Source organism: Nocardiopsis sp. NPDC007018 (genome assembly GCF_040635075.1).
Classification (GTDB): domain Bacteria; phylum Actinomycetota; class Actinomycetes; order Streptosporangiales; family Streptosporangiaceae; genus Nocardiopsis.
Window position 1 is genome coordinate 19,100 of the sequence record NZ_JBEYHA010000016.1, and the last position, 25,610, is coordinate 44,709.

General features: G+C 72.9%; 19 protein-coding genes. 16 read left to right on the forward strand and 3 right to left on the reverse strand.

The window, feature by feature from the left end:
* Positions 1-8: 8 nt before the first annotated feature.
* The 3 genes from ABZ635_RS11410 (at position 9) to ABZ635_RS11420 (ending at position 7,336) form a co-directional block, all read left to right on the forward strand.
* Positions 9-5,042, forward strand: coding sequence for a DNA repair ATPase (locus ABZ635_RS11410; RefSeq protein WP_357762564.1), 5,034 nt, complete (start codon positions 9-11; stop codon positions 5,040-5,042).
* A gap of 262 nt (positions 5,043-5,304) precedes the next feature.
* Entirely contained in the window at positions 5,305-6,693 is a 1,389-nt protein-coding gene (locus ABZ635_RS11415; RefSeq protein ID WP_357762567.1) for an ATP-binding protein, read from the forward strand.
* A gap of 40 nt (positions 6,694-6,733) precedes the next feature.
* On the forward strand, positions 6,734-7,336 hold the full coding sequence (locus ABZ635_RS11420) for an RloB family protein (protein ID WP_357762569.1): 603 nt from the start codon (positions 6,734-6,736) through the stop codon (positions 7,334-7,336).
* 15 nt (positions 7,337-7,351) lie between these two features.
* Here ABZ635_RS11420 and ABZ635_RS11425 read toward each other — a convergent pair whose 3' ends face one another.
* From ABZ635_RS11425 to ABZ635_RS11435, 3 genes are all read right to left on the reverse strand, one after another.
* Complete coding sequence (locus tag ABZ635_RS11425) at positions 7,352-7,858, reverse strand: hypothetical protein (protein WP_357762571.1); 507 nt, start codon at positions 7,856-7,858, stop codon at positions 7,352-7,354.
* 95 nt (positions 7,859-7,953) lie between these two features.
* Positions 7,954-8,556 carry a suppressor of fused domain protein gene (locus ABZ635_RS11430; protein WP_357762574.1) on the reverse strand — a complete coding sequence of 201 codons (603 nt, stop codon included), beginning with the start codon at positions 8,554-8,556 and terminating at the stop codon, positions 7,954-7,956.
* A 116-nt stretch (positions 8,557-8,672) separates the two neighbouring features.
* On the reverse strand, positions 8,673-9,305 hold the full coding sequence (locus ABZ635_RS11435; protein ID WP_357762577.1) for an NAD(P)H-dependent oxidoreductase: 633 nt from the start codon (positions 9,303-9,305) through the stop codon (positions 8,673-8,675).
* 120 nt (positions 9,306-9,425) lie between these two features.
* On the opposite strand from ABZ635_RS11435, the gene ABZ635_RS11440 reads away from it, so the two are divergent.
* The 13 genes from ABZ635_RS11440 (at position 9,426) to ABZ635_RS11500 (ending at position 25,480) form a co-directional block, all read left to right on the forward strand.
* Positions 9,426-10,037: a TetR/AcrR family transcriptional regulator gene (locus ABZ635_RS11440; RefSeq protein ID WP_357762580.1), complete on the forward strand. Its 612-nt coding sequence runs from the start codon at positions 9,426-9,428 to the stop codon at positions 10,035-10,037.
* Between the two features lie 201 nt (positions 10,038-10,238).
* The gene (locus tag ABZ635_RS11445; protein ID WP_357762583.1) at positions 10,239-10,928 is read left to right on the forward strand and encodes a DedA family protein; all 690 of its coding nucleotides are present in this window, start codon (positions 10,239-10,241) and stop codon (positions 10,926-10,928) included.
* A gap of 152 nt (positions 10,929-11,080) precedes the next feature.
* Entirely contained in the window at positions 11,081-12,121 is a 1,041-nt protein-coding gene (locus tag ABZ635_RS11450; RefSeq protein WP_357762586.1) for a hypothetical protein, read from the forward strand.
* Between the two features lie 211 nt (positions 12,122-12,332).
* A complete protein-coding gene (locus ABZ635_RS11455) occupies positions 12,333-12,515 on the forward strand; it encodes a thiazolylpeptide-type bacteriocin (protein ID WP_017590578.1) in 183 nt (60 codons plus the stop codon).
* Positions 12,516-12,644: 129 nt separating this feature from the next.
* Entirely contained in the window at positions 12,645-12,827 is a 183-nt protein-coding gene (locus ABZ635_RS11460; protein ID WP_049566824.1) for a thiazolylpeptide-type bacteriocin, read from the forward strand.
* An 88-nt stretch (positions 12,828-12,915) separates the two neighbouring features.
* Entirely contained in the window at positions 12,916-13,833 is a 918-nt protein-coding gene (locus ABZ635_RS11465; protein WP_357762590.1) for an ABC transporter ATP-binding protein, read from the forward strand.
* Positions 13,830-14,720, forward strand: coding sequence for an ABC transporter permease (locus ABZ635_RS11470; protein ID WP_357762593.1), 891 nt, complete (start codon positions 13,830-13,832; stop codon positions 14,718-14,720). Before ABZ635_RS11465 ends, ABZ635_RS11470 begins: the two co-directional genes overlap by 4 nt.
* Entirely contained in the window at positions 14,717-17,365 is a 2,649-nt protein-coding gene (locus ABZ635_RS11475; RefSeq protein WP_357762596.1) for a lantibiotic dehydratase, read from the forward strand. Before ABZ635_RS11470 ends, ABZ635_RS11475 begins: the two co-directional genes overlap by 4 nt.
* Complete coding sequence (locus ABZ635_RS11480) at positions 17,362-18,510, forward strand: hypothetical protein (RefSeq protein ID WP_357762598.1); 1,149 nt, start codon at positions 17,362-17,364, stop codon at positions 18,508-18,510. Before ABZ635_RS11475 ends, ABZ635_RS11480 begins: the two co-directional genes overlap by 4 nt.
* A complete protein-coding gene (locus tag ABZ635_RS11485; protein ID WP_357762601.1) occupies positions 18,503-20,374 on the forward strand; it encodes a hypothetical protein in 1,872 nt (623 codons plus the stop codon). The genes ABZ635_RS11480 and ABZ635_RS11485 overlap by 8 nt, the downstream gene beginning before the upstream one ends.
* Positions 20,371-22,191, forward strand: coding sequence for a YcaO-like family protein (locus ABZ635_RS11490; RefSeq protein ID WP_357762604.1), 1,821 nt, complete (start codon positions 20,371-20,373; stop codon positions 22,189-22,191). The genes ABZ635_RS11485 and ABZ635_RS11490 overlap by 4 nt, the downstream gene beginning before the upstream one ends.
* Entirely contained in the window at positions 22,143-23,795 is a 1,653-nt protein-coding gene (locus tag ABZ635_RS11495; RefSeq protein ID WP_357762607.1) for a hypothetical protein, read from the forward strand. Before ABZ635_RS11490 ends, ABZ635_RS11495 begins: the two co-directional genes overlap by 49 nt.
* Positions 23,792-25,480 (forward strand): thiopeptide-type bacteriocin biosynthesis protein, encoded by a 1,689-nt coding sequence (locus ABZ635_RS11500; protein ID WP_357762610.1) that lies wholly within the window; start codon positions 23,792-23,794, stop codon positions 25,478-25,480. Before ABZ635_RS11495 ends, ABZ635_RS11500 begins: the two co-directional genes overlap by 4 nt.
* Positions 25,481-25,610 lie beyond the last annotated feature (130 nt).

The following is a 25,610-nucleotide window of genomic DNA, read 5'->3' on the forward strand; positions in this document are numbered from 1 at the left end:
AGTCCTCCGTGACCGAGGCCCAGTCCCAGGAGACCGAAGGCCCCGGACCCGACACCGAGGACGCGCGGTCGCTGGACGCGGGCACCTACGAGGTGCTCCGCGCCCGGCTCCGCGAACAGACCGGTGAGCTGGCCCGGCGGACCGAGGAACTCAACAACCGCCGTCTCGGGGTGTTCGGCGGCACCGAGCTCTCCCTGCGCGGTACCGAACGCATCCGCACCGAGCACAACTGCGTGCCGCGCGACATCGTCAGCGTGGGGCGCTCCGTCGGGGACGACGCCGACGGGGACATGATCCTCTTCGGCTACAACGTCTACATCGGCATGCAGAGCCAGACGCACGTCTCCGACGTGTTCTCCCTGCACCGGTACGACCACGACGGTGACTCCTTCGCGTTCACCGACACCGAGGAGGGGGCCGTCCCCGGCCTCCTCGCCGACGAGCGGTTCCGCCAGGAGTTCGCCCAGCTCTACCGCTACTACCGCGACGCCCGCCTGCTCCAGCTGCGCCGGGTCGAGGACCGGCTCCTGGCCGTCTTCCAGACCGGCCCGCGCACCGAGGACGTGCGGGTGCTGCGGTGGACGGTCGCCCCCACCGGGGAGATCGCCTACCTCGACGACCGGGGCGAACGCGACCACGTGTTCCCGCCCGCGCACGACTTCTCGTGGACCGAGTCCACCCGCGAGGACCACGTGCAGGGGCGGCACCCGCACATCTCGATCCGCGACGAACTGTTCGTGGAGACGGTCGGCGGCGACCTCACCATCAAGGTGGAGGACAACACCGAGGTCGGCGAGGGCATCTACAGCGAGCCCGTCGACGAGCCGTTGCAGAGCCTGGCCGACGCGTCGGTGCGCCACGCGCGGGTCGGCTCGCTGATCCTGCTGAAGATCCAGCCCTACAACGAGACCGCGTGGCGGTACCTGGTCTTCAACACGCGCACCAAGGGGGTGGAGCGCCTCGACGGCATCGGGCAGTCGTGCCAGCGCCTGCCCGACGACCAGGGGCTCATCTTCCCCGGCGGCTACTACCTGGCCACCGGGGTCGCGCGGACCTTCGACACCGACGTCACCGACCTGGAGTTCGAGCGCGTCGTGCGCTCGCCCAACGGCGAGGACGTCCTGTACGTCTTCCACTCGCGGGCGGACGGCCGCAGCCTGCTGCTGTCGTACAACACCATCCGCAAGGAGGTCGCCAACCCGATCGTCTGCCACGGCTACTCGCTGTTCGACGACGGGACCATGACGGTCTTCCGCGACACCTCCGGTGAACCCACCCGGGTGCACCCCATGCAGGTGTGGCAGACCCCATACGTGTCCGACGTGTACGCGGCCGCGCAACCGGTCGGCACCGGGCCGCTGGAGCGGATCGGCAACGCCGAACTCGTGCAGGGCGTGTCCGAGTGCCTGTCGGTGGCGCGCATCTCCGAGGACATGCGGCCCTCCGCCGAGGTGTTCGAGGCGCTCATCGCGTCCTGCCGCCGGGTCCTGGACCGGTTCCACTGGTTGGGCGACGAGGCGCTGGGCGACCTCGCCACCCCGCTCGCCGAGGTGCGGTCCACCGCCGAACGGGTCCTGGACGAGTTCGAGACCGTCCAGGAACTCACCCGGCAGGCCGCCAAGAGCCTCACCGAGACCGAGGAGCGGGTCACCGCGCTCATCCGCCGGTCGCGCGGCGAGACCCCGCGCTCGGCCGAGGGGTGGGTGACCCGGCTGACCGACCTGCGCCGCGCCCAGGGGCAGGCCGCCACACTGCGCGAAACGCGCTACGTGGACACCGGCCGGATCGACGCGGTGGAGGAGGCCCTCGGTGAGGAGATCGCCTCCGCCGGGCGCCGCACCGTCTCCTTCCTCGAACAGGACGACGCCTTCGACGGCTACCACTCCGAAGTGGAGCGGCTGGTCGAGGAGGCCGAGGCGCTGGAGGCCGTCAGCGCCGCCACCGCGGTGGGCGAACGCATCGCCGAGCAGACCGAGGGCCTCCAGGTGGTCACCGAAGTGATCGGCTCCCTCGACATCGGCGACGCCCAGGTGCGCACCCGCATCCTGGAGCGGATCAGCGAGGTGATGGCGGGGGTCAACCGGGCCCGCGCCACGCTGGAGTCGCGGCGCCGGGAACTGCTCGCCCTGGAGGGGCGGGCGGAGTTCGCCGCCGAGTTCGCGCTCCTGGGGCAGGCCATCACCGGGGCCATCGCGGCCGCCGACACTCCGGACCGCTGCGACGAGCAGTTGGGCCGGATCATGCTCCAGTTGGAGAACCTGGAGTCGCGGTTCGCCGAGTTCGACGACTTCCTCCAGGAGCTGTCGGACAAGCGCGAGGACGTGTACGAGGCGTTCTCCACCCGCAAGCAGGCGCTCGTCGACGAGCGCTCCCGGCGCGCCGACCGGCTGGCGTCGTCCGCCGCCCGCGTGCTCGAAGGCGTGCACCGGCGGGTCGCGGCGCTGACCACCCTGGAGGACATCAACACCTACTTCGCCTCGGACGCCATGGTGACGCGGCTGCGCCGCACCGCCGAGGAGATGCGCGAACTCGGCGACACCGTGCGCGCCGAGGAGCTGGAGGGCCAGATCCTGGCCGCCCGCCAGGAGGCGGGACGGGCGCTCCAGGACCGCACCGACCTGTTCGAGGGCGGCGCGGGCGGCGAGACCATCCGGCTGGGCAAGCACCGGTTCGCCGTCAACACCCAGCCCGTCGACCTCACCCTCACCCCGCACGACGGGCACATGTCGGTGGCGGTCACCGGCACCGACTTCCGCACCCCGGTCCGCGACGAGGCGTTCCAGGAGACCCGGCACCTGTGGGACCGGCTCCTGGTCTCCGAGAGCCCCGAAGTGTACCGGTCCGAGTACCTGGCCACGTCCATCCTGAACGCGGCCGAGGAGGGCGCCGACGGGTTCACCCTGGAGGCGCTCGACGAGGCCGCCCTGCACCCCGAGAAGGGGGACTCCCTGGAGTCCCTCGTACGCGGGGCCGCCGAGTCACGCTACGACGAGGGGTACGAGCGGGGCGTGCACGACCACGACGCCGCGCGGGTCCTCGCCGCGCTGCTGCGGCTGCGGGCCGGGGCCGGGCTCCTGCGCTACCCCGGGCACGCCCGGGCGGCGGCCCAGCTGTTCTGGGCGTTCGGCGCCGACGAGACCCGGCGTGCGGCCTGGCGGACTCGGGCGACCTCGCTCGCGCGGGCCCGCAGCGTGTTCGGGGCGCGCCGATCGGCCGCGATCGACGCCCTGCGCACCGAGCTCGCCGAGGGCGTGGACGCGTTCCTCACCGACACCGGCCTGTACCAGGACGCCGACCTCGAACTCGTGGGCGACTACCTGTTCGAGGAACTCGCCGAGGACGTTCCCGCCGCGCGCGGGTTCGTGTCCGGCGCGGGCGCCCGCCAACTGCTCGACCGGTTCCACCGGGCCCTGGGCAGCACCCGGGAGACCACCCGCAAGGCGTTCGAGGACGACCTGCGCGGGCTCGGCGACGACCTGGCCGCCCGTCACCAGCTGGTGACGGCGTGGCTGGAGGCCTACGCCACCACCCTGGAGGAGCCGCCCGCGCCGGGCGACCTCCCCGAGGCTGCGGCGATCGCCCTGACCGCCAAGGCGGTGGAACGGTACGAGTCCTCGGCGGCGGTGAGCGAACGCGTCACCGGCCTGCTGGGTTCGCACCCCCGGATCAGCGAGCGTTCGCTGGAGGTACGGCTGGACGAGATCCTGCCGCGCACCCGGCGGTTCCGCACCGTGGAGGTACCCGCCTACCGGGACTTCCAGCGCCGCCGCAACGCCCTGGTGGCCTCCGAGCGCGAACGCCTGCGCCTGGAGGAGTACCGGCCCAAGGTGATGAGCGGGTTCGTACGCAACCGGCTCCTCGACGAGTCGTACCTGCCGCTGATCGGCGACAACCTCGCCAAACAGCTCGGGGCGGCCGGGGACGACAAACGCACCGACCAGAGCGGTCTGCTGCTGCTCATCTCCCCGCCCGGGTACGGCAAGACCACGCTCATGGAGTACGTGGCCAGCCGACTCGGTCTGGTGTTCGTCAAGGTCAACGGGCCCGCCCTCGGGCACGCCGTCACGTCCCTGGACCCGGCGGAGGCCCCCGACGCCACCTCCCGCCAGGAGATCGAGAAGATCTCCCTCGCGCTGGAGATGGGCAGCAACACCATGCTGTACCTGGACGACATCCAGCACACCAACCCCGAACTCCTCCAGAAGTTCATCTCGCTCTGCGACGGCCAGCGCCGCATGGAGGGCGTGTGGGAGGGGCGCACCCGCACCTACGACCTGCGCGGAAAGCGGTTCGCGGTGTGCATGGCGGGCAACCCGTACACGGAGCAGGGCAAGCGGTTCCGCATCCCCGACATGCTCGCCAACCGCGCCGACGTCTACAACCTGGGCGACGTGCTCTCGGGCCGGGAGGAGCTGTTCGCGCTCAGCTACATCGAGAACGCGCTCACCTCCAACCCGACCCTGGCGCCGCTGTCCACCCGTGACCGCGAGGACGTGTACACGTTCGTGCGGATGGCCCAGGGCGACGACTCGGTCGGCACCGACCGGCTCAAGCACCCGTACTCGGCGGCCGAGGTGGACCGGATCGTGTCGGTGCTCCAGAAGATGCTGCGGGTGCAGGAGGTGGTGCTGGCCAACAACCAGGCCTACATCGCCTCGGCCGCGCAGTCGGAGGACGCCCGCACCGAACCGCCGTTCCAGCTCCAGGGTTCGTACCGGAACATGAACCGGCTGTCGGAGAGGATCGTGCCGGTCATGAACGACGCCGAGGTGGAGGCCGTCATCGACGACCACTACCTGGGCGAGGCGCAGACCCTCACCTCGGGGGCCGAGGCCAACCTCCTCAAGCTCGCCGAACTGCGCGGGGTGATGACCCCCGAGCAGGAGGAGCGCTGGCGGGAGGTCAAGGAGGGCTTCCGCCGTGGCCGGGCGCTGGGCGGGTCCGACGACGACCCGATGACCAGGGCGATCGGCGCGATGGGGCTGCTCGCCGACCGCGTGGGCGAGATCGGGTCGGCGATCGAGCGGGGCTCCGAGCGGTAGCCGCGTCGACCGGGTGAGGAGGGGGCCGCCGTCCCGCGAGGGGCGGCGGCCCCCTCCCGCGCGTCACGGTCCGACGGCTCGCACCCGCGCCACGACCACGGGGTGAGGTTTCCCCCGGGCTCGAACCTCGGATGAGCCCGCACCGGACCTGTGGAAAAGTCGTCCCTCGCCCCGTGCGTGGCCGCTGGGCTCCTCTAGAGTGGTCCGGGCATAGTGAAGCCAAGCCAGCCCAGGGGGCCGCACCAACCGGGGAGCCGGGACCATGCTGCTGAGTTTTCGGGTGGAGAACCACCGGTCACTGCGCGACGAGCAGGAACTCCTCCTCCTTCCCTCGGAACAGAGCGAGGGCGGTTCCCCCCTCCCCCGCGAGATCACCCCTCTCCGGGTCACCGGGATCTTCGGTGCCAACGCCTCCGGCAAGTCCGCCCTGGTGAAGGCGCTCCAGTTCATGCGCGTCAGTGTGCTCTACGGTTTCGGGGTCGGGCTCGGGAGACCCCGCCCCGCCTTCGGCGCGGAGGACGACGACGAGGACCGCATCCCCCGGGAGCCCTTCCTCCTGGACGGGGAATCCTCCGCCAGGACGTCCGGGTTCGCCGTCGAACTGCTCCTGAAGGGCGTGCGCCACTCCTACGGGTTCACGGTGGACCACGCCGAGATCGTGGAGGAGTGGCTGCACCTCCAGACCGGCGACGGCGACGACCAGGTCGTGTTCGAGCGCGATGGGCTCGCCTTCACCTACGGCGACCGCGATCCGGACGCTCCGGAACTGACCGACCTGCTCAACCTCTCCCCCAACACCCTCCTCATCACGGTCCTGGCCAACGCCAACCCCAGCACGTTCCACTCCGAGACGGTGGCCGCGCTGAGCCGGGTCAGGCAGTGGTTCAGCCGTTCGCTACGGCTCCTCCAGGGAGACGTGGCGAGAGGCGGCCCTCCCGTGTCCCGGCTCCCTTCGAGCGACCCGGACCGCCTCGAACGCCTCGCCCTTCTGGCCCAGGCCGTCGACACCGGCATCCGCGGCTACAGCGTCAAGGCGAACCCGCTCACCGAGGAGGAACGCGGAGAGATCGAGGAGCGGTTCGGCAAGAGGCGCGCGCCCTCCTACATCCGGCAACGCGAACGCGGCCGGGTGTCGTTCCACCACCGGGGAACCGGCCAGGACCGGCCCCTGGACTACGCGGACGAGTCCTCTGGCACCCAGGCCCTCCTCGCCCTGGGAGCGGTCATGATGAGCCTCCTGGAGCGCGGCGGCACCCTGGTCGTCGACGAGATCGACACGAGCCTGCACACACTGCTGTCGGGCAGCCTCATCTCGCTGTTCAAGGACCCGGAGAACAACCCCCGCGGCGCCCAGCTGGTCTTCACCAGCCACGACACCAGCCTGCTCGGCCGTGTGCACGGGCGGGAGGTGCTCACCGAGGACGAGATCTGGTTGACGGAGAAGGACGCCGAGGGGGCGACCTCGCTGTTCCCGATGTCCAGCTACGAGAGCGCCGGGGAGGAGAACCGCGACCGGCGCTACCTCGTCGGCCGCTACGGCGCGGTCCCCTTCGTGGACGAGGACCTCCTGATCCGGGCCCTCCGTCCGCACACACACGCACGGGAGAACGACGGCTCCGGAGAGGAATCCCCCCATGAGGAAGGGCCGTAGTCAGGGACGACGACCGGGTCCGAGGCGCGAGCACCCCAAAGTGCTCGTCCTCGGCGAGGGAGAGACCGAGCGCGAGTACTTCACCGGGCTGCGGAGGCATTTCAAGGAGCTCGCGGCGGGCTCCCCACCCGGTTCCGCGCACGTCCCCGAACCCGTGTCCGTGGAGATCGCCGCCAGGACGGCGGCCGATCTGATCGTGAAGGAGGCGCTGGACCGGCGCAGCGAGGGCTACTCGGAGATCTGGGCCGTCTTCGACACCGAGGGCGAGAACGTCAACCCGTTGAGGGCCCGGGTTCGGGACACCAAGTGCTCGAACGCCGAGGCGACCGTGCGTACCGCCGTCTCCCACCCGGCGTTCGAGGTCTGGCTGCTGTTCCACCACCTGGGTCCCGGCGACCTGAGCGGGTGTCACCAACCCAAGGACGCGGAGAGGCTCTTGAGGAAGACCGTGCCCCGGTGGGCCAAGGGCCAGGTCAGGCGAGGCAAGGCCGGTACCGAGTTCATCGATTTCCGCAGCGGTCTGGACCGCGCTCGGACCCGGGCCGCCAGCACGCGGGCCGACCGGTACGACGGCTACCCCTGGTCCGACGTCCACGAAGTCGTCCGCGCGATCGAGAGCCGGTACCGCCAGGCGACCGAGTGAGGAGCGGGCCCTTGGTTAGTCCGCCGCGTCGATGCCCGCCAGGGCCGCCTCCGACATGTCGTCGAGGGGCCGTATCCGGGCGTACCTCTCCGCCGTGCCCCGGGGTAGGAAGAGGCCGTCGATCTCGATGTGGCGTGAGCACCCGTAGAGGACCGCGTCACCCCTCTCATACGCGCGGATCAGGGGTGCGAACGGGTCGGGGAGGTCCGCGTCGATCCCGCCGACGTCCCTGAGGTGCGCGAAGTGCAGGGCCCACTCCACCGTGTGGAGCGTGTGGTACGTTCCCCCCTCGGAGGCCGCCGCCCTGGCCGTCTCCACCATCGCGGCCGGAGCCCGGACCGAGGGGTCCACGCGCGCCGCGACGTCGAAGAACGGCCAGCCGCCCGCGCCGAGATGGCCCGCCCACAACGCGGACCGCCTGAGGTACTCCTGCACCAGCCTCCCCTGCGACCGGCGCCAGGAGTTTCTCTCCTTCCAGGTGATCGCCCGGACGCGCTCGGCGAGCGCCTCGCAACTCCTCATCGAACCTCCTGCGGGGGTGGGGGCACGGTGGAACGGGACGCCCGGACGGCCGCCGCCGCGAGGCTCACCGCCCCCTTCCGCCGCCCCTCCGGTGCCTACAGGCGGATGGTCTCGCGGTTCGGGTCGGTGATCATCTTCGGGTCGCGGTCGCGCAGCAGCGCCATGATCGGCGCGACGGTGTCGGCCTCCTGGGCGTACTCGCCCTCCTCGGTCTTGAGCCCCACGACCTGGAAGAACAGCACCAGCCCGTTGTCGGTGTCCAGGATGCGCATGTCGGCGTCGGGCACGATCGCGAGCGAGGTCATGTCGCCGTTCGCGCTCTCCCCGCCGAGCGGGGACCGGGTGACGATCCAGTGGCCCACGTCGAGCTGTGCTCCGGCGACGTACTGGTCGGCCAGCGCGTGGAGCACCCGCAGAATCCACGCGGGCACCGTCTCGTCGCCGTCCGCTCGCGGGATGCGGCAGGTGAACTCGAACCCCGCGCCGGAGACCCGCTTCTCCTCGCTGGTCTTCTCGCCCAGCTCGGTGAGGCCGAAGGTCACCAGCAGCCAGTGGCCCTCCATCGGGTAGGCGAGCACGCCGTCGATGCCCTGCTCGGACTCCCGTGCGGGGAACTGGATGGTCAGCGGGTGCACGTCCGGGTAGTGCTGCGCCCACCCCTCGTAGATCTGGGTGAGTCCGGGCAGCAGTTCCAGCATCGTGTGCTCTCCAGGTTCGTGATCGGTGCACCTCAGAGAATATGCGGCCGCGAATCAGCGCCGTCCGGCGGACGAGGCGGGGGCGGCGGCGTGGCGGCGCCGCCCCCGGCCGCCGGTCAGACCCCCGCGAGCACCCGACCGGTGTCGCGCGCGGCGTCGAGGGCCTTGGCGCGCTCCCGCTCCGCGAGGTCCCGCAGGCCCTCCATCCCGGGAGTGGTGGCGGCCAGGGTGAGCTCGCACTTGATCAGGGTGAGGTCCGCCTGCCAGAGGTCACCGACGACCCGCTCCAGATAGGGCGTGGAGTGGTCCCAGCCCTCACGGGGGGAGCCGGGGCCGTATCCGCCTCCGGCGGTGGTGACCAGCGCGGTGGGGACTCCCTTCAGCACCGGGTTGGTGGGCCCGGCACCCGCGATGACCAAGTCGACCCAGGTCTTGAAGTGCTGGGAGACGCCGTAGTTGTACATCGGAACGGCCAGGATCACGGCGTCGGCGTCCTCCAGTTCCCCGGTCAGGCGGGCGGCCAGGGCCAGCGCCTCGTTCTGGGCCGGGGTGCGCTCGGCCTCGGGGGTGTCGGAACCCACGGTGGCCTGGACCCAGGCGTCGGCGGGCAGGGGGTCGGTCCCCAGGTGGCGGCGGTTCACGACACCGCCCGGGTGCGCCGTCGTCCACTCGGACTCGGCACGGTCCGCGATCTCGGCGCTGGAGGACACGGACGGGAAGATGCTGCCGTCGAGTCGGAACAGGTTCATGTTGCCTACTTCTCCCAAAGGTTCGGTGGACCGCGCACCGGACGCGTGCCCGGTGCCGCGGTGCGACGACAGCATAAACGGACTATCCCCCGCTTAGTATTCCCGGGGTAGATTGACTCCGTGGATGTGCCAGTGGTCCCCTTCGGAAAGCCGCGCCCGGAACGGGCCGACGCGGCCCGCAACCGCGAGCACCTGCTGCGCACGGTCCGCGCGATGATCGACGAGCAGGGGCCGGAGAACGTGACCATGGACGGCCTCGCGGAACGCGCCGGGCTGGGCAAGGGGACGGTCTACCGACGCTTCGGCACCCGCGCGGGCATCTTCCAGGCCGTGATGCACGACGACGAGCTGCGGTTCCAGGAGTCGGTGCTGTACGGACCGCCGCCGCTGGGACCCGGCGCCGAACCCAAGGAACGCCTGATCGCCTACGGCCTGGCCCGCTTCGCGATGCTCAGGAGCAACCACGCCGTCATCCGCGAGGGCCTGGACCGATCCGCACCGACCCCCGCCACCGTGAGCATGACCCCTCCGCACTTTCGGATGCTGCTCCGCCAGGTCAGGCCGTCGCTCCCCCACCCGGACGGCCTGGCCCTCCAGCTCTCCGCGGCCCTGGAGGGGCCGTTCCTGCTGTACCTGGGCACGGACGACGTCACCGGAACGGCCGGAGAGGAAGGCTGCGACCACCTGGCCGACAGCTGGAGGACCCTGGTCGAGCGCGTCCTCGGCCGCTGATCCCCCCACGGCGGGGCCGACCGGAGAAGCCTCCCGCCGCACGCCCGTCAGCGGGCGGCCGGGGAGGCTCATCCCCGGCCGCCCGCCGTTCGGACCGGACGGGATACGCCTTTACCGGGACCTTGCAACGGCCGCCGTAGCGTGGACTCCCCTTCCCCTTCCTCGGTGGAGGACGGGGTGTGACCGAACGGGAGACACCGAGTGAGCACCAGTGATCCGACCACGGCCGGTGGCGTCGTGGGGTGGGTGGTCGGCCTGATCGAGCCGCTGGGCGGCCCCGGGGTGGCGCTGGCGCTCGCCCTGGAGAACCTCTTCCCGCCGATCCCCAGCGAGGCGATCCTCCCGTTGGCCGGGTTCACCGCCTCCCAGGGGGACCTGGGGTTGGCCGAGGTGATCGTCTGGGCCACCGTCGGCTCGCTGACCGGCGCGATCATCCTGTACGGGCTGGGCGCCTGGCTGGGCCGGGAGCGGTTCCGGGCGCTCGCCGGCCGCGTTCCGCTGGTGAAGGTGTCCGACATCGACCGCACGGAGGCGTGGTTCCTGCGCCACGGCACCAAGGCCGTGTTCTTCGGCCGCATGGTGCCGGTGTTCCGGAGCTTCATCTCGATCCCGGCGGGGATCGAGCGGATGAACCTGCCGGTTTTCCTGGCTCTGACCACCGTGGGCAGCACGATCTGGAACACCCTGTTCATCCTGCTCGGCTACCACCTGGGCGAGCAGTGGCACGTGGTGGAGGAGTACGTCGGTGTCGGGTCCAAGCTGGTCCTGGCAGCGGTGGCAGTGGTCTGCGTCGGGTTCGTCCTGGTGCGCGTGCGGGAGCGCCGTCGCACCCGCCGGGGGTCGGGGTCGGCCCGCCCGGACGACGAGGAGGACACGCTCTCCTGGCGGTGAGGTGAGAGTCCGGGACGGGCCCGCAGGGGCCCTTGTCCGGACACGGAGCGGGAGGTAACTTTCCTCCGAGTCAGAATCCGTGTTGGAAAACCACCGACAGTGCCCCGGTCGGCATCGCCCTCTCCCCTCGAACCCGCTCCAGAGGTGGACACGTGAAGACCCCCCGACCGCCGTTCGCTCGGCGTGCCCTGACCACCCTCACCGCCCTGACCGCCGCCGTGCTGATCAGCGCCCCGCAGGCGGCCCTGGCCGCCCCCTCCCCCGACGTCGTCGAGTACGTCCCCACCCCGGCCGACACCCCCGCCGAACGCGCCGAGGCCGACCGTGAGGCGGTGGAGGAGAAGCTGGCCAACACCGCCATCCCGCCTGGTCCGCTGAGCTTCGGCGCCCAACCCCTCGCCGCCGCCCGGAACGCCGCCGAGGGCGCGGCCGCCGGGGCCTCCTGCGCGATCACGGCGGAGTCCGCCACCGCCCTGGCCCTGGCCCCCGTGTGGCCGGAGGTCTCCGCGGGCTCCTCGCTGGCGCCCTCGCCGATGACCCTGTCGAGGTACGACAACCAGTCCGGCCTGTACGACCCCGCCGGGCGCGCGGGCCTGTTCTTCAACCCGGGCGTGGGCCTGTGGCAGATGGACTCGGCCGGGCTCGGCACGAACAACACGGCGGGCGAGGCGATCGACTCCGTCTGGGTGTCGGACTTCGTGGTGCCCTACATCGTGGACAAGTACTGCGCGGCTATCAACCGGGGCTCGACGGCGCCCGCCGCCCGGGCCACCGCGTGGGCGGACTGGAACGCCTGCGCGGGCGGCGACTGTGACACCGCGTACTGGCGGGCGATGAACACCGGCATCGGTTCGGACCCGAGCGTGGGGCGCCACGGCGGCGCGCAGCCGCGCACGTGTGAGTTCCGGGGCGCGTCGTACGACTGCCTGTTCGTGGACGTCGCCAACGCCGAGGGTGCCAACTGGTGGACCCGGCCGGAGAGCGGGCGGTCCCCCGTCCCGGCACCGTTCTACGTGTTCAGGACGGGTTCGGGCGACGGCGTCAGCGAGGTGCGCGTGTGGCTCGCCGCGGACTCCGGGCACGGGGTCGACGTGACCGTCACTCGGCCGTTCGGCGGCAACGCGCGGACCGCGCTGTCGTGGACCGACGGTCAGGGTCTGTGCGACACCACCGCCGGGCGCGGCTCCTGCTGATCACGTTCCGTACCGGCGGAATTCGGTCCCTGGTTCCTTCGGGAACCAGGGCCCATTCTTGTTTCCGGTGTTTTCGCTGTGAAGCGCAGGAGAACCGGTGGCCACACCAGGGAAAATGATCAATACAACCTCTATCTACCCTGTCAGATCGCATGTTATTTTCTTTCCCGCCCGGGGGACCCGCTAGGAAGATTCAAACGAAGAGGCCACAATGCCCCATTCGACGGCACCCGAGATCGACCTGCCCGAGCTGAACTTCGACGACATGGAGGTGATGAGCGTCCGCGAGGCGGTCGCCGTCCCGGAGACCGGCGCCACCAGTGGCTCCAGCTCCTGCACCTCCACCTCGTGCTGCGGCTCCAGCAGCTGCTGCTCCGGTGGCTCCTGCGGCTGACGGAGTACTCCGGACAGCCCCGCCACCGGAATGCGCGTGTGACTGAATGATTTCAGAGCGTGAATTCGGCAAGGGCAAGCGTCAACGTTTCACGCCAACATCCCCCTCCCATCCAGAAGAAGGTGTCCGATGGCGTTGCAGGAAACCCCCACGATCGACCTGCCCGACCTCAACTTCGACGACATGGAGGTGATGAGCGTCCGCGAGGCGGTCGCCGTCCCGGAGACCGGCGCCACCAGTGGCTCCAGCTCCTGCACCTCCACCTCGTGCTGCGGCTCCAGCAGCTGCTGCTCCTCGGGTTCGTGCGGCTGACCCGCTGAACGGGGGCGGCCCTCTCGCCGGGGCCGCCCCTCCCCCCTTCCGCCCCCGAACCCCAGAAGAAGCACGACGAGGGCCGCACGTGTACGCGATCAACGCCACGGACATCACCAAGGACTACGGGAAGGGAGAGGTGCTCCACGGCATCTCCTACCACGTGCCCGCCGGACAGATCGCCGCGCTGCTCGGCCCCAACGGGGCCGGCAAGACGACGCTGATCGAGATCCTGGAGGGCCACCGGGGACGCACCTCCGGCACGGTGGAGGTGCTCGGCCTCGACCCCGGCAACCGCCGCGACTTCGCCGAGCTCCGCACCCGCATGAGCGTGGTGCTGCAACAGACCATGCTGGAGCCGGGCCTGTCGGTGCGCGACATCGTGCGCCGCCACGCCTCCTACTACCCCGACCCGCTCGGCGTGGACGAGGCGCTCGCCCAGGTGGAGCTCACCGAGAAGCGCTCCGCCCTGGTCAAGTCCCTCTCGGACGGCCAACGGCGCCGCCTCGACCTGGCGCTCGCGCTGACCGGCCGCCCGGAACTGCTCTTCCTCGACGAGCCCACCACCGGGCTCGACCCCGTCTCACGCCGCCGCATCCGCAGCCTGGTGGCGGGGCTGCGCGAGAGCGGCACGACCGTGGTCCTGACCTCCCACGACCTGACCGAGGTCCAGGAACTCGCCGACCGCGTCGACGTCATCCGCGACGGCTCCTTCATCGCCTCCGGCACCCCCGACGACCTCGTCCGGGGGTCGTCCGCGTACACGGTGGTGGAGTTCGCCCCGCCCGAGGGCACGGACGGACGCCTCCCCGAGGGCGCCGAACTGGTCAACGGCAGGGCCCGCATCCTCACCGACGACCAGGACGCGGTGGTGGAGCGCGTACAGGCCTGGGCCCGGGACGAGGGGACGCGGATCAGCGGCCTCACGATCGTGCCGCCCAGCCTGGACGACGCGTACGTGGCGATGTTGGAGAACGGCGTGCTGGAAGCGGGGAAGAGCGAATGAGCGTCACGGGAACCGAACGCGCGCGGGGCACCCGCCGCCCGTCGTCCTTCTGGCTGCACGTGGACGGCGAGCTCAAGGAGTTCTGGCGCTCCCCCATCACCCTCGCGTTCATCGTGCTCATGCCGGTCATGTTCTACGTGGGCTTCGGGCTGGCCTTCCGCTCCCAGGCGGACGAGATCCGGCTCGTGGGCGAACACGAGGTCACCCAGGCCAACCTGAGCTTCGGCGGCATCCTGGGGTTCGCGCTGATGTCCGTGGCCTTCGCGAACGTCGCGATCGGCCTGGCCATCCGCCGCCACCACGGGCTGTTCAAGCGGTTCCGCACCACCCCGGTCAGCCCGGCCACGGTGATGGGCGCCTACTTGGTGAACACCCTGCTCACCGCCGTGATCGTGCTGGGCGTGGTGACCGCGATCGGCCTGCTCGGCATGGGCGTGACCATCGACCCGGCCCGGCTCCCGCAGCTGCTGACGGCGCTGCTGCTCGGCTTCGTGTGCATGGCCCCGCTGGGCGCGGCCGCCTCCCTGCTGCCGCCCAACGCCGACGCCGCCGTGCCCATGGTGAACGGCATCTTCTTCCCCACGGCGTTCCTCGCGGGCGGATTCGTCATCCTGCCGCTCGGTGACACCGTGGGCGCGGTCGTGGACCTGTTGCCCGGCCGCCCGCTGGCCCTGCTCGTGCAGGGCGCCCTGTCCGAGTCGGGCCCCGTGTGGGACTGGTCGGCGGTCGCGCTGCTGCTGGCGTGGTCGCTGCTGGGCACCGTGGCGGCGCTGCGCTGGTTCCGTTGGGCCTCCGAGCGGGAACCGCGCGGGTTCGGCTCGACCCGCAACAAGGGCAAGGGCGAGGACGAGGCCTCCTCCGCGGCACCCAGGGGGACCGGGGAGTGAGCACACCCGACGAACCCTCACGGTCCTTCGAGGTCGTGGAGGGCCCCTACCTGGTGTCCCGGGTCAATCCCCATCCCTACCGGAGGTTGGGCGGCGGGGCGCCGACCACGTCCGCGCTGCGCGAGCTCGCCCGGCTCGAACGGCACCGCGAGGACCTGCGCGAGGACCTGCTGGACGCCCTACACCGGGCCGCCCCCGGGCTGGGCGCCCACCGGAGCGCGGCGCTGGCCGCCAAGCGCGCCGTGTTCAACCGCCGACCGCCCCGCGGGGACCTGTACGACCACCCGGTCACCGGGGAGGTCCCCCTCCTGGCCGCGTGGGCCGACCACTGGCGGGCGTCACTCGACGCCGCCGCGCTGGTGGACGCCGCGCACGAGCCCGAACTCGCGGTCGAGCGGGCCGCCCTGGCCGCGTGGGCGCGCGATCCGGGCGTGGACCGCGCCACCGCGCTGTCCAGCCCCGACCTGCACCGGGCCGTGGCCGCCCGGGCCGCCACCGACGGCGCCCCGGACAAGAGGATGCGCAAGGCCGAGGCGGCCCTGGTCCGGTACTTCTCGCGGTCGACGGTGAAGGTCAGCCCGTACTCGCTGTACACGGCCGTGCACTTCGCCCCGTTGGAGGGCGCGGCCCCCGAAGACGCCGACCAGCCCCTGGAGCTTTCCTCGCACGCCGCGCTCCGGCGCCTGCTGCCCCGTCAGGCGGCGCGGGCGCTGGCCGCCGACCCCGAGGCGCGCCTCCACTTGGAGTGGGTGCTCACCGGAGGGGCTCACCGTGAGGCCTCCGACCAGGGAGAACGTCTCGTGGTGCGGCGTCGCCGCTGGGCGCCGCCCTCGCCCGGCCTACGCGCGGAGGCCTTCGGAGAGGAGGAGGTGCGGCTGCCGATGAACGGGAGCTGGGACCGCCTCGTCTCGGTCCTGGAGAAGCGGGCGACCGCGCCGGTGCGCCTCGACGCGCTGCGCGACGCCGTCGCCGCCGACCTCGGCTGCGGCGCCGAGCGCGCCATGGGCGTCCTGGACCAGCTCGTCGGCGTGGGTGTCCTGGTGCCGTGGTCACCCGTACCCGAGCAGTCCCCCGACTTCACCCGGCACTGGCACCGGCTGGCCCGGACCCTGCCCGGGGCGGCGGCCGCCCGGGTGGCGACCGCCTTCGAGGAGACCGAGGAGGTACTGGCCGGGTTCGCCGAGGCCGACGGCGCGCGACGCGCCCACGACGTGCTGCGGCTACAGAACCTGTGGTCGGCGGCGGTGGGCGTGGAAGGTTCGGCCACCTCGCCCGTGGTGGAGGACTGCCTGGTCTCGCGGGGCGTGCCCGTGGCGCGCGAGACCACCCGGGCCTGGTCGGCCGACCTGGGCCGACTCATGCCGCTGCTGTTCGCCCTGGACGACCAGCGGGTGCTCTCGGGGGCGCTGGAGCAGGTGTTCGTCTCCCGTTACGGCCGGGGCGGACGCTGCGCCGACCTGGAGGGGTTCGCCCAGCACGCGCGGGCGGCCTTCCCCCTCACGCAGGAACTCATGGGCGGTGCCCCCGCCGCCCTCGCCGGAGCCGACCCCGAACTCACCCGGGTGCTCGACGCCCGCCGACGCGCCGTCGACCACCTCGTGGAGCTCGGCCGCTCCGGCGGGGAACGGGTGGAGGTCGACCCCGGGGTCGTGGACGAGGTCGCGGCCATGCTCCCCGACCGCGAGTTCGCCGCCCGCCGCTCCTTCGCGGTGTTCGGCCAGGTCGTCCCGGACGGGCTGGTGGTCAACCACCTGTACGGCGGCCGCGCCCGCTACTTCAGCCGGTTCCTCGGACACCTCCCGGAGCGGGTCCGCGAGCGGGTCGCCGCGCACGTGCGGCGGCTGGGGCCGCCGGGGGCCGACACCGTGCACATGCGGTCCGCCCTGGGGTTCAACGCGAACCTGTCGCCCGTGCTGGCCGACGAGGAGCTGGCGCTGCGCGACGAGCCCACCCTGGCCCCCGGGCCCTCCACCCTCGACCTCACCCTGGTGCACACCCCGTACGGTCTGCGCCTGATCAGGGAGGACGGCCGCGAGATCGACCCCGTCTACACCGGGTTCCTCGTACCGCACGCCCTGCCCTACGACGAGATGCTGGTGGCGATGGTCGCCGACTCGCCGTTCTTCTCCTTCGGCGACCTCACCATCGACCTCCACGAGCGCTGGACCCGCCACGGGTACCGGGGCGGGACACCGAGGATCGGCTTCGGCGGGCTCACCCTGTTCCGCCGCAGGTGGGGCATGGACACCGCCGAGTTCTCCGCCCGGCCCGAGGAGTCACCCGCCCAGCTGCACCGGCGGTTGAACGTGGACCGCGAGCTGCGGGGCATACCCGACCAGGTGTTCGTGCGCCCCCTCCAGGGCGCGCGGCTCGGCCCGCTGGAACGCGCCATGGCGCCCAAGCCCCAGCACGTGGACTTCCTCAGCAGGCTGCACACCGGCACCGCCGCCAAGCGCCTGGACCACCTGGGCCCCACCCTGCTCGTGGAGGAGATGCTCCCCGGGCCCGACCACCACCGGGTGCGCGGCCCCTCCGGAACCCACGCGGGCGAGCTCTTCCTCGAACTCTCCACGGTGCCGCGCCCGGCGCACACCGCCCCCACACCCCCTTCCCGTCCCCCAGGCGAAGCGAGGCTGACCCCGTGACCGTCGGACTCAGAGTCAACTACCACGACAGCGACAAGGCCGCCCTGCTCGGCGACTGCCTCGTACCGGCGGCCCGCACGGCCGCCGGGCGCGCGGGCGTCAGCGCCGCCTGGCTGCACCTGCACTGGCGCCTCGGCCCGCACTGCGTGCTCTACGCGGACGGAACGCCCGACGCGGTCGAGGCGGCCGTGGCCGAGGCCGAGGAGGGCGTACGCGCCTTCCTGGCCCGCCACCCCTCCCGACGACGGCTGGACCCCGCACAGTACGAGACGTTCTCCCAGCGCATGGGCCGACTGGAGCTGGTCGAGGGCCCCTACGCCCCCGTCGAGCCGGACAACACCACGCGGCGACTGGTCGGCGACCCCGTCGACACGTTCCTGCGCGGCCCGGAGGCGGTCGCCCTCAAGGGACGGGTGCTCACCGACGGCCTCACCCGCGTGGCCGACCAGGCGGGCGGGCGGGGCGGCGAACGCGCCGTGTCGGCCAACGTCTTCGCCGGGATGGGCGCCATCGCCACCCGCTACCCCGAGTGGGGTCTGCGCTCCGGCTACCAGGCGTTCCTGTCCCACTGGAAGGAGTACTTCCACTGGTCGGACCCGAACGGGACCGCCCAGGAACGCCTGGCCGCCGCCTACCGCACCCAGCGCGAGGGGCTCGTGGAGTCCCTGCGCGCGGTGCACGAGGGCGACGGCACCGACCCCTACGCGCTGGCCTGGGGCGCGTGGGCGGACCTGTGGCTCCCCGAGGCGATCGCCCTCGCCCGCCAGGACCACATCCTGCCCTTCCCCCACCCGGAACGGCAGGAACAGGCCGCGAAGTTCGGCGACGACGTGCGGGTGCGCTGGAGCGGCTCCGACGACCGCTCCTACAGCGACTTCCACCGGGAGTTCCGCAAGCTCGACTTCACCCGGCTCGGTGACGGGTACGGGTTCGCGGCGTTCCGATTCCTCATCAACTGCTTCTTCGACCTGCTGCCGCTGATGGGGGTCGCCCCGGTCCAGCGGTACTCGGTGGCGTACCTGTTCACCGAGGCCGCGCAGGAGGTCGTGGGCGAAGGCTGGGAGGAGACGGTCCGCCGGGTCGTCGACCACCAGAGCACCGATCCCGAACTGCGGCCGACCCTTCCGTGGGTGGGCGATGCCTGACACCACCGCGACCACCCCGCCGGTACGGCTCAAGAGCGCCGTCCGGGCCCGGTCACTGGCGGCGGAGGGGGTGGCGCTCAGCATGGGCGCCACCGCCGTCGTAGTCCGGGGCGCCCGGGCCGAGACCGTGTGGCGGGCCCTGGAACCCACGCTGCGCTCCGGTTTCCACCGCGACGACCTGCTGGGACGCTTCCCCGAGGCGGGGCGCCCGTTCCTGGCGGGCATCCTCGACCAGCTGGCGGAGCACCGCTTCCTCCGCGACCTCGAACCCGAACCCGACACCCTCACCGAGGCCGAACGGGCCGCCTACCCGCACCTGGAGTCGGTCACCCACCGGCCCTACGCGGCGCTGGCCGCCCTGCGCACCGGGGTGGTGCGGGTGCGTTCGTCGTGCCCGCTCCTGGAGGCCCAGGTGCGGCGGGCGCTGGCCCGTGCCGGGTTCGGCGAGGTGCACGCGGACACCGGGCCCGAGCCCGAGGGGCCGATCCTGCTCACCGCCCGACTCGCGCTCGCCGAGGGTGCGGACGGGAGCGGTGCGGGGGCCGAGCCCTCCGAACACGTCGTCGCCGCCGGTGACGGCCTCTGGCTGACCGGGCCCCGCGACCGCCCGGGCACCCCGGACCTGTCGGGGCGGTTGCGCGCCTGGTTCGCCGGAAGGGACGCGGGCGCCGACCACGGGGCTCCCGACCCGGCCGCCCTGGCGGTGACCCGGAGCCTGGTCGCCGCCCAGCTGGCCCTGGCCATGGTCGCCCAGGTGGCGCGATCCGTCTCCGCCCCGGAGTCCCTGCCGGAGCTCGGAGTCGGGCCCGAGTTCATGGTGACCACGGACGAGCTGGTCAGCGAACCCCACACACTGCTCATGGCCGACCCCCTGGCCCCGGACGCGCGGCGGGCCCTGCCCGCGCCGCCGCCCGAGGAGTTCGCACCGGCGGAACCGCTGGAGGTCCCCGACCGGTTGGACGCCCTCACCCACCTGTGGGACCGGGTGTTCGGCGCGGTCGGCGCACCGGCCCCCGGGGAGCTGACACAGCTCCCCGTGGGGTTGGCCCGGTCGGGCCGGTACGCGGGGTACGGGCTGACCACGGCCCTCGCCCGCGAGAACGCGCTGGTCAACGCCCTGCACGAGGTCGTGTGGGGGAAGGCGGGCGCCGGTACGGACTCGGGGGAGGCCCGGGCGATCGCCGGGGGGCGGCCGGTCGACGGCGCGCGGCACACGGACGACGCGGACGACGCGGACGGCTTCGGAACGCCGGGGACCCGTTCGCGCGCCGGACACGGTGACCGGCGGACGGTCGGACTCACGGCCACCGGACCGGAAGGGCCCAGGCTCGGACACGGACACGGGCACGGATTCACGGCCACCAGAACGGACGGGCCGGGGCACGGGCACGGCTTGGGGCTCGGGCTCACGAACGCGGCCGCGATCGGCGCGGCCGTGGGCGACCTCCTCCACCGCACCCCCGACGAGCGCTGGAAGGACGTGGACCCCCCGTCCCTCTCCCCCACCGCCCGTCGGTTGTGGGCCGCGCTCACCCTGCGGTCCGGGGTGGCGGCCCGACTGACGTTCCAGGAACTCGACGGAACGGGGATCTGGCGGGCGCTCGTGGACACCGCGTCCGGCCCGCTCGGCACCGGCACCGCGCCCGACCCCGCCGCCTGTGCGGAGGAGGCCCTCCTCCTCGCGGTCGCCCGGGTCCGGCTGTCCGAGGAGGCCCCCGGAGCCACCCTCGCGCCCGCCGCCACCGGCACTCCGGCACTGGCGCGGTGGGCCCTGGAGACGGGGACCATGCGGGTGGAGGCGCCCGGCGGCGCCGACGCCTGGCGCGACCTCGGCGTGCACGCGGCGGTGGCCTCGTGGACGTGACCTCCTCCCCCCACCGGCCCGCCCCGGTCGGCACCGCGCTCGACACACCGCTCGGCGCCACCCTCGACCAGCCGCACACCACACGCGTCGCGGGCGGAGTCCTGCACTCCGCGATGAGCGGCTCCCTGGCCGTCCTGGGCCCGTGGACCCCGGACGGCGGCACCGGCTGTGCCCGGTGCGCCGGGCTCTGGCGCGCCGACACGGAGGGCGAGCTCGCCCCCGCCGCCCCCGCACCGGACGGCCTCCCCGCCCTGTGGGCGGACGCGTTCACCGCCCTGTCCGCCGCCACCGACCCCGCCGGACTGCGCCTGCGCCTGGTGGCGCTGGACTGCCGCACCGGCGAGGTGACCCGGCACCGGATCGTCCCCCACCCGGGCTGCGACCACTGCTTCCCCGAGGGCGGGGGGCTCGCGGTCACCGACCCCGGGGACACCCTCGACCCCGGCACCCCGCAGCCGGTGGTCGGGGACGCCCTGCGCACCCGCGCCATGGACCGCGACGTCCTCCGCGACCGGCTGCTGGACTTCCGGTTCGGCCCCGTCGCGCACGTCTACCGCGACGAGGAGTCACCCCTGGCCCTCATGACCGCCGAGACCGTCGCTCCGGGAAGCGCCACCCGGGAGGGCGGGTACGGGCGATCCACCCGCTTCACCGCCAGCGAGGTCCCCGCCTTCCTGGAAGGGGTGGAGCGGGTGACCGGGGGACGGCGGCTGACCGGCGCCGCCACCGTCCACGGCTCCTACGCGGATGTCGCCGACGACGCCGTCGACCCCGCCAGCCTCGGCCTGCACGAACCCGAGTGGTACGGGCACCCGGCGTTCGACCCCGTGCCCTACACCCCCCACACCCCCACCACCTGGGTGTGGGGGTGGTCCACGCGGGAGCGGCGGCGCGTGCTGGTCCCCGAACACGTCGCGTACTGGCATGCGGGCCGCCCCTCGGAGCGGTTCCTCTACGAGTCGTCCAACGGCTGCGCCGTGGGCGGCACCCTCGCCGAAGCGGCGCTGTACGGGCTGTTCGAGGTGGTGGAGCGGGACGCGTTCCTGCTCGCCTGGTACTCGCGCACCCGGCTGCGCGTCATCGAGGGGGCCGACGACCCCGACCTCGCCCACCTCACCGACCTGCTCACCGAGCGCGGCCTCACCCTGCGCCTGTTCGACCTCACCTCCGACCTGGGCGTCCCCACCGTCCTGGCGACGGTCACCGCCCCCGAGGAGGCGGTCCGGGAGGGCCGGGCGCCCGCGCTCAGCCTGGCCACCGGCACCCACCTCGACCCGCGCCGCGCGCTCATGGCGGCCGTGGAGGAGACCGCCACCAACGCGCTGATGTACCCCAAGTGGGTGCGGATGCGGCCGTCCGTGTCGGTGGAGCGGTGCCGACCCATGCTCGACGACCCGACCCTGGTCCGCACCCTGGAGGACCACACCGGCCTGCACGGGCTGTGGGAGGCCCGCCCGATGTGGGAGTTCCTGGAACACCCCGGCGGCAGCGTGTCCCTGGACCGGCTCACCGCCGACCGGCCCCGGTCGTTCGCCGGAACCGACCTGGCCGCGGTGCTGCGCGAGCGGCTGGCGGTGGCGCACGGGCTCGGGCTGGACGTGGTCGTCGTCGACCAGAGCAGTGCCCCCTACACGGCGGCCTCCGGCACCCGGGCGGTCAAGGTGATCGTGCCCGGGGCCCTGCCAATGACCTTCGGCTACACGCACCGCCGCACCCGCTCCCTGGAGCGGCTGTCCCGGGCGTCCGAACTGTTCGAGGGAGGGGTTCCATGGGAAGCGCCCGGCAGGACGTACCCGGCACCGCACCCGTTCCCGTGACGGACGGGACCGGAGGAGCGGACGGGTTCGGGGACGCGGACAGGTTCGGGGACGCGCTCGCGCACTTCCACGCGCAGTCCCACGACAAGGACGTCACCCAGGTCGAGACGCTGTTCTTCGGAACCGGGCCGTCGAACGGGCTGGCTCGCGCGGTCGCCGGTCAGAGGCGTCCGCCGCTGCCCGCGCTGGCGCCGCTGCGCGACCTGGACCCGGCCGGTCCCGCGCTCGGCGGGGCGTGGACGCCGGGCGAGCGCCTGCTCGCCGCGTGCGTGGAGGCGGTGCGGGTCCGCAGGATCTCGCCAGCGGACCGGTATCCGGTGCACCGCGCCTACCCGTCCCCTCGGGGGCTGTTCGGGGCCGACCTCTTCCTGGTGGCGCCGGAGGGGGGCGGGTGGTGCCTGCGGGTGGACCCGCAGTCGCACGCCCTCCAACCGTGTGGAGGCGGGGGTGTGCCCGCTGACCTGGAGGGGGCCCGCCTGGTGGTGGCGGTGGACCGGCACCGGTACCCGCCCGAGTACGGCAGGTTGCGCCCCTCCTTGGCGCGTCTGGAGGCCGGGCACCTCCTGGCGGCGCTGGGGCTGACGCTCACGCGGGCCGGGCTGCGGGCCGCGACCGTGCCCGACCCGGCGCACCCGGCGTGCGCGGAGGCGGCTCCGCTGCTGCCCTCGGGGATGCTCCCCGTCGCCGCCGTGACCCTGGCCCCCCCGGCCGCCACCGGGTCCCGCCCGGGAGACGCGGGCAGCCCCAACAGCACCGGCCCCACCGGCGCCCCGCTCCCCTCCGGCTTCACCGGCACCGCTGGCGACTCTGGCGACTCTGGCACCAAAGGCCCTAGCACCACCAGCCCCACCGACCCCGGTGACCACAGCGATCCCGGCACCTCAGACACCCCGGGGACCATGTCCATCTCGGGCCCCACCAATCCCACCGGCGCCCCGCTCCCCTCCGGTTCCGGCCCCTCGAAGCGCCTGACCCTCCCGCCCGAGGCCACCGCACACATCGTCACCACCGTCGCCCCGGCCGGGCGGAGCCTGCGGCGCTGGCTGGACGAACGCACCAGCGGGGTCTCCACGGCCAACCTGGTGACCAGCGCGTACGTCAGCCCGCACGACGGCTCCACCGTCACCGCCGGGCTGGTCCGGGCGCTCCGCGCGGTACACGACACCCTCCCCCACCCCCGCGCGCTGCGGCTGTACCGGCACGTGCTGGAGGACGACCGCGTCGACGACCGGGCCGTGCGCGAACTGTTCCCCGACGGTACCGAGGGCCCCGCCCTTCCCGTCCCCCGGACCGGCGAGACCAACTTCTCGGCCACCCTCGGCTACACCCTCGCCGTGGACTTCCCCGCCTGGGCCCGCGCCCTCGGACCCGACCACGCCGAGACCTCCCTGCACGTCCTCCTCGGGTGGATCGCCCAGTGGGGATGCCTCGGCGCGGCCGCCACCGACCTGTGCGCCCGCCCCATGCGCAACTACTCCGAGTCCGACTGGGCCGGAGCCCTCGGCCTCCACCCCGACCAGACCCCCGCCTACCAGCTGTGGGTGCGCGCCGAGCGCGGCACCTACATGGACACCCCCGTCGACGCCGCCCCGGAGACCCCATGACCCGCGCCTGGTCCGCCGTGTACGTGTACCTGCACCGCAGCAGCACCGACATTGACGCCTTCCTGCTGGAGCACCTGGCCCCCGAGGCCGAACGGCTGGTGTCCTCGGGGCGGGCGGCCTCCTGGTTCTTCCTCCGCTACTGGGACGGCGGCCCCCACCTGCGGGCCCGGTTCCTGGACGCCGACCCGGACGCGGTCACGGGGTTCGCCGGCCTCATGCGGGAACGGGCCAAGGAGACCTCCGCGGCCGCCCTCGACCTGGACAGCGCCGCCTACTACGCCGACCTCCCGCAGGCCGACCCGTCCCGGTGGCACGCCGACGGCGACGTGGTGGACGCCGTGTACGAGCCCGAGACCGAGCGTTACGGCGGCCCGAGCGCGCTGGAGGCCTGTGAGGACTTCTTCGCCACGAGTACCCGGATCGCGCTGGCCGTGCTGCGGTCGGCCCCCCAACGCCACCAGCGGCAGGTGGTCGCGGTCGACCTCACCTCGCTCGCCTTCGGGGCCCTGGGCTTCGACGACGTGACGGCGGTGCGGCAGGCCCGCGGGTACTACGCCACCTGGGACTACTCGGCCGAGGTGGCGCGCGGCGGCACCCAGGCACGCGCGGAGGCGGAGCGGCTGTTCCACGCGGCGCCCTCCCGGTGGTTGCAACGGCGCCCGCAGGTGGAGCGGCTGGTGTCCGGCGAGGGCGCCTCCACCCACCACCTGTGGGACCGCGCCCTGAGGGAGACCATCGCCCGCCTGCGCCGGATCGGCGTCCAGGAGGGCCTGGCCAACGGGCTGGACCGGATCGTGTGGTCGTTGCTGCACATGACGCACAACCGACTCGGGCTGGACATCGACGACGAGCGGCGCATCGCCTGGCTGCTCTCGCTGGCCTACCCCCGCTGGGAGCCCCCGGGCGACTACTTCGAGCCCGGGGTGGGCGCGCCCGACCGCACCTACCTCGAGGCCAGCAAGTACCTGCCGGACACCATGGGGGGCGCGCACCTGCCCCGCGAGGTTCCGGCGGAGGGGGTGCGGGAGGGCGCCTCGGAGGCTCCGGAGGTGGCGCTGCCCGAGCCCGGACCGCTCGACGCGCCGCTCGACCGGGTGCTGGCCGAGCGCAACAGCGACCACGGGGACCTGGGCTCGCACCTGGAGCTGACCGACCTGTCCGCTGTGCTCGGGCACGGCGCCGGGATCAGCCGGGTTCGCGCCGACCAGCCCGGTCGGCACGCGCCGCCGCGCACGCACCCTTCACCGGGGGCGGCCTACCCGACCGAGGTGTGGGTGGTGGCCCGGCACGTGGCGGGCCTGGAACCGGGGGTGTACCGGTATCAGCCGGAGGGGCATCGGCTCCTTCGGGCGGACGGGCCGCCGGAGGCCGACCGGCTGACCGAGCTCTCTCCGTTCCTCCGGGAGCAGGCGGACGGCCGTCCGGGGGTGGTGGCCTCGACGGCGGGCGCCCTGGTGTTCCTGGTGGGGGACGTGGGACGCCTGCGCCAGGGATACGGTCAGCGGGCGCTGCGGCTGCTGCTCCAGGAGTGCGGGCACGTGGCGCAGAACCTGACGCTGTGCGCGGCGGCGCTGGGCCTGCGCTCACTGGTGGTGTCGGGGTTCGCCGACGACGCGGCCAACGCGCTGCTCCACCTGGACGGGGTCGACCGGACGGTGCTGACTCTGGTCCCGTTGGGCACATGAACCCCTCTTGACCTGCGAGGCCGCTTCCTTGACCTGACCCTGGGGCCACAAGTGTCTACCGCCACTGGCATCTTCATCTACTGGGTAGTAACATTGACTTGTTACTAGTCGGTAGATCCGCGTGTACAGA

Coding starts and splice junctions, on each gene's coding strand:
- ABZ635_RS11460 (WP_049566824.1), top strand. CDS start 12,645: ATGGCGTTGCAGGAAACCCCCACGATCGACCTGCCCGACCTCAACTTC.
- ABZ635_RS11430 (WP_357762574.1), bottom strand. CDS start 8,556: ATGCTGGAACTGCTGCCCGGACTCACCCAGATCTACGAGGGGTGGGCG.
- ABZ635_RS11415 (WP_357762567.1), top strand. CDS start 5,305: ATGCTGCTGAGTTTTCGGGTGGAGAACCACCGGTCACTGCGCGACGAG.
- ABZ635_RS11470 (WP_357762593.1), top strand. CDS start 13,830: ATGAGCGTCACGGGAACCGAACGCGCGCGGGGCACCCGCCGCCCGTCG.
- ABZ635_RS11495 (WP_357762607.1), top strand. CDS start 22,143: ATGGGAAGCGCCCGGCAGGACGTACCCGGCACCGCACCCGTTCCCGTG.
- ABZ635_RS11500 (WP_357762610.1), top strand. CDS start 23,792: ATGACCCGCGCCTGGTCCGCCGTGTACGTGTACCTGCACCGCAGCAGC.
- ABZ635_RS11435 (WP_357762577.1), bottom strand. CDS start 9,305: ATGAACCTGTTCCGACTCGACGGCAGCATCTTCCCGTCCGTGTCCTCC.
- ABZ635_RS11425 (WP_357762571.1), bottom strand. CDS start 7,858: ATGAGGAGTTGCGAGGCGCTCGCCGAGCGCGTCCGGGCGATCACCTGG.
- ABZ635_RS11485 (WP_357762601.1), top strand. CDS start 18,503: ATGCCTGACACCACCGCGACCACCCCGCCGGTACGGCTCAAGAGCGCC.
- ABZ635_RS11455 (WP_017590578.1), top strand. CDS start 12,333: ATGCCCCATTCGACGGCACCCGAGATCGACCTGCCCGAGCTGAACTTC.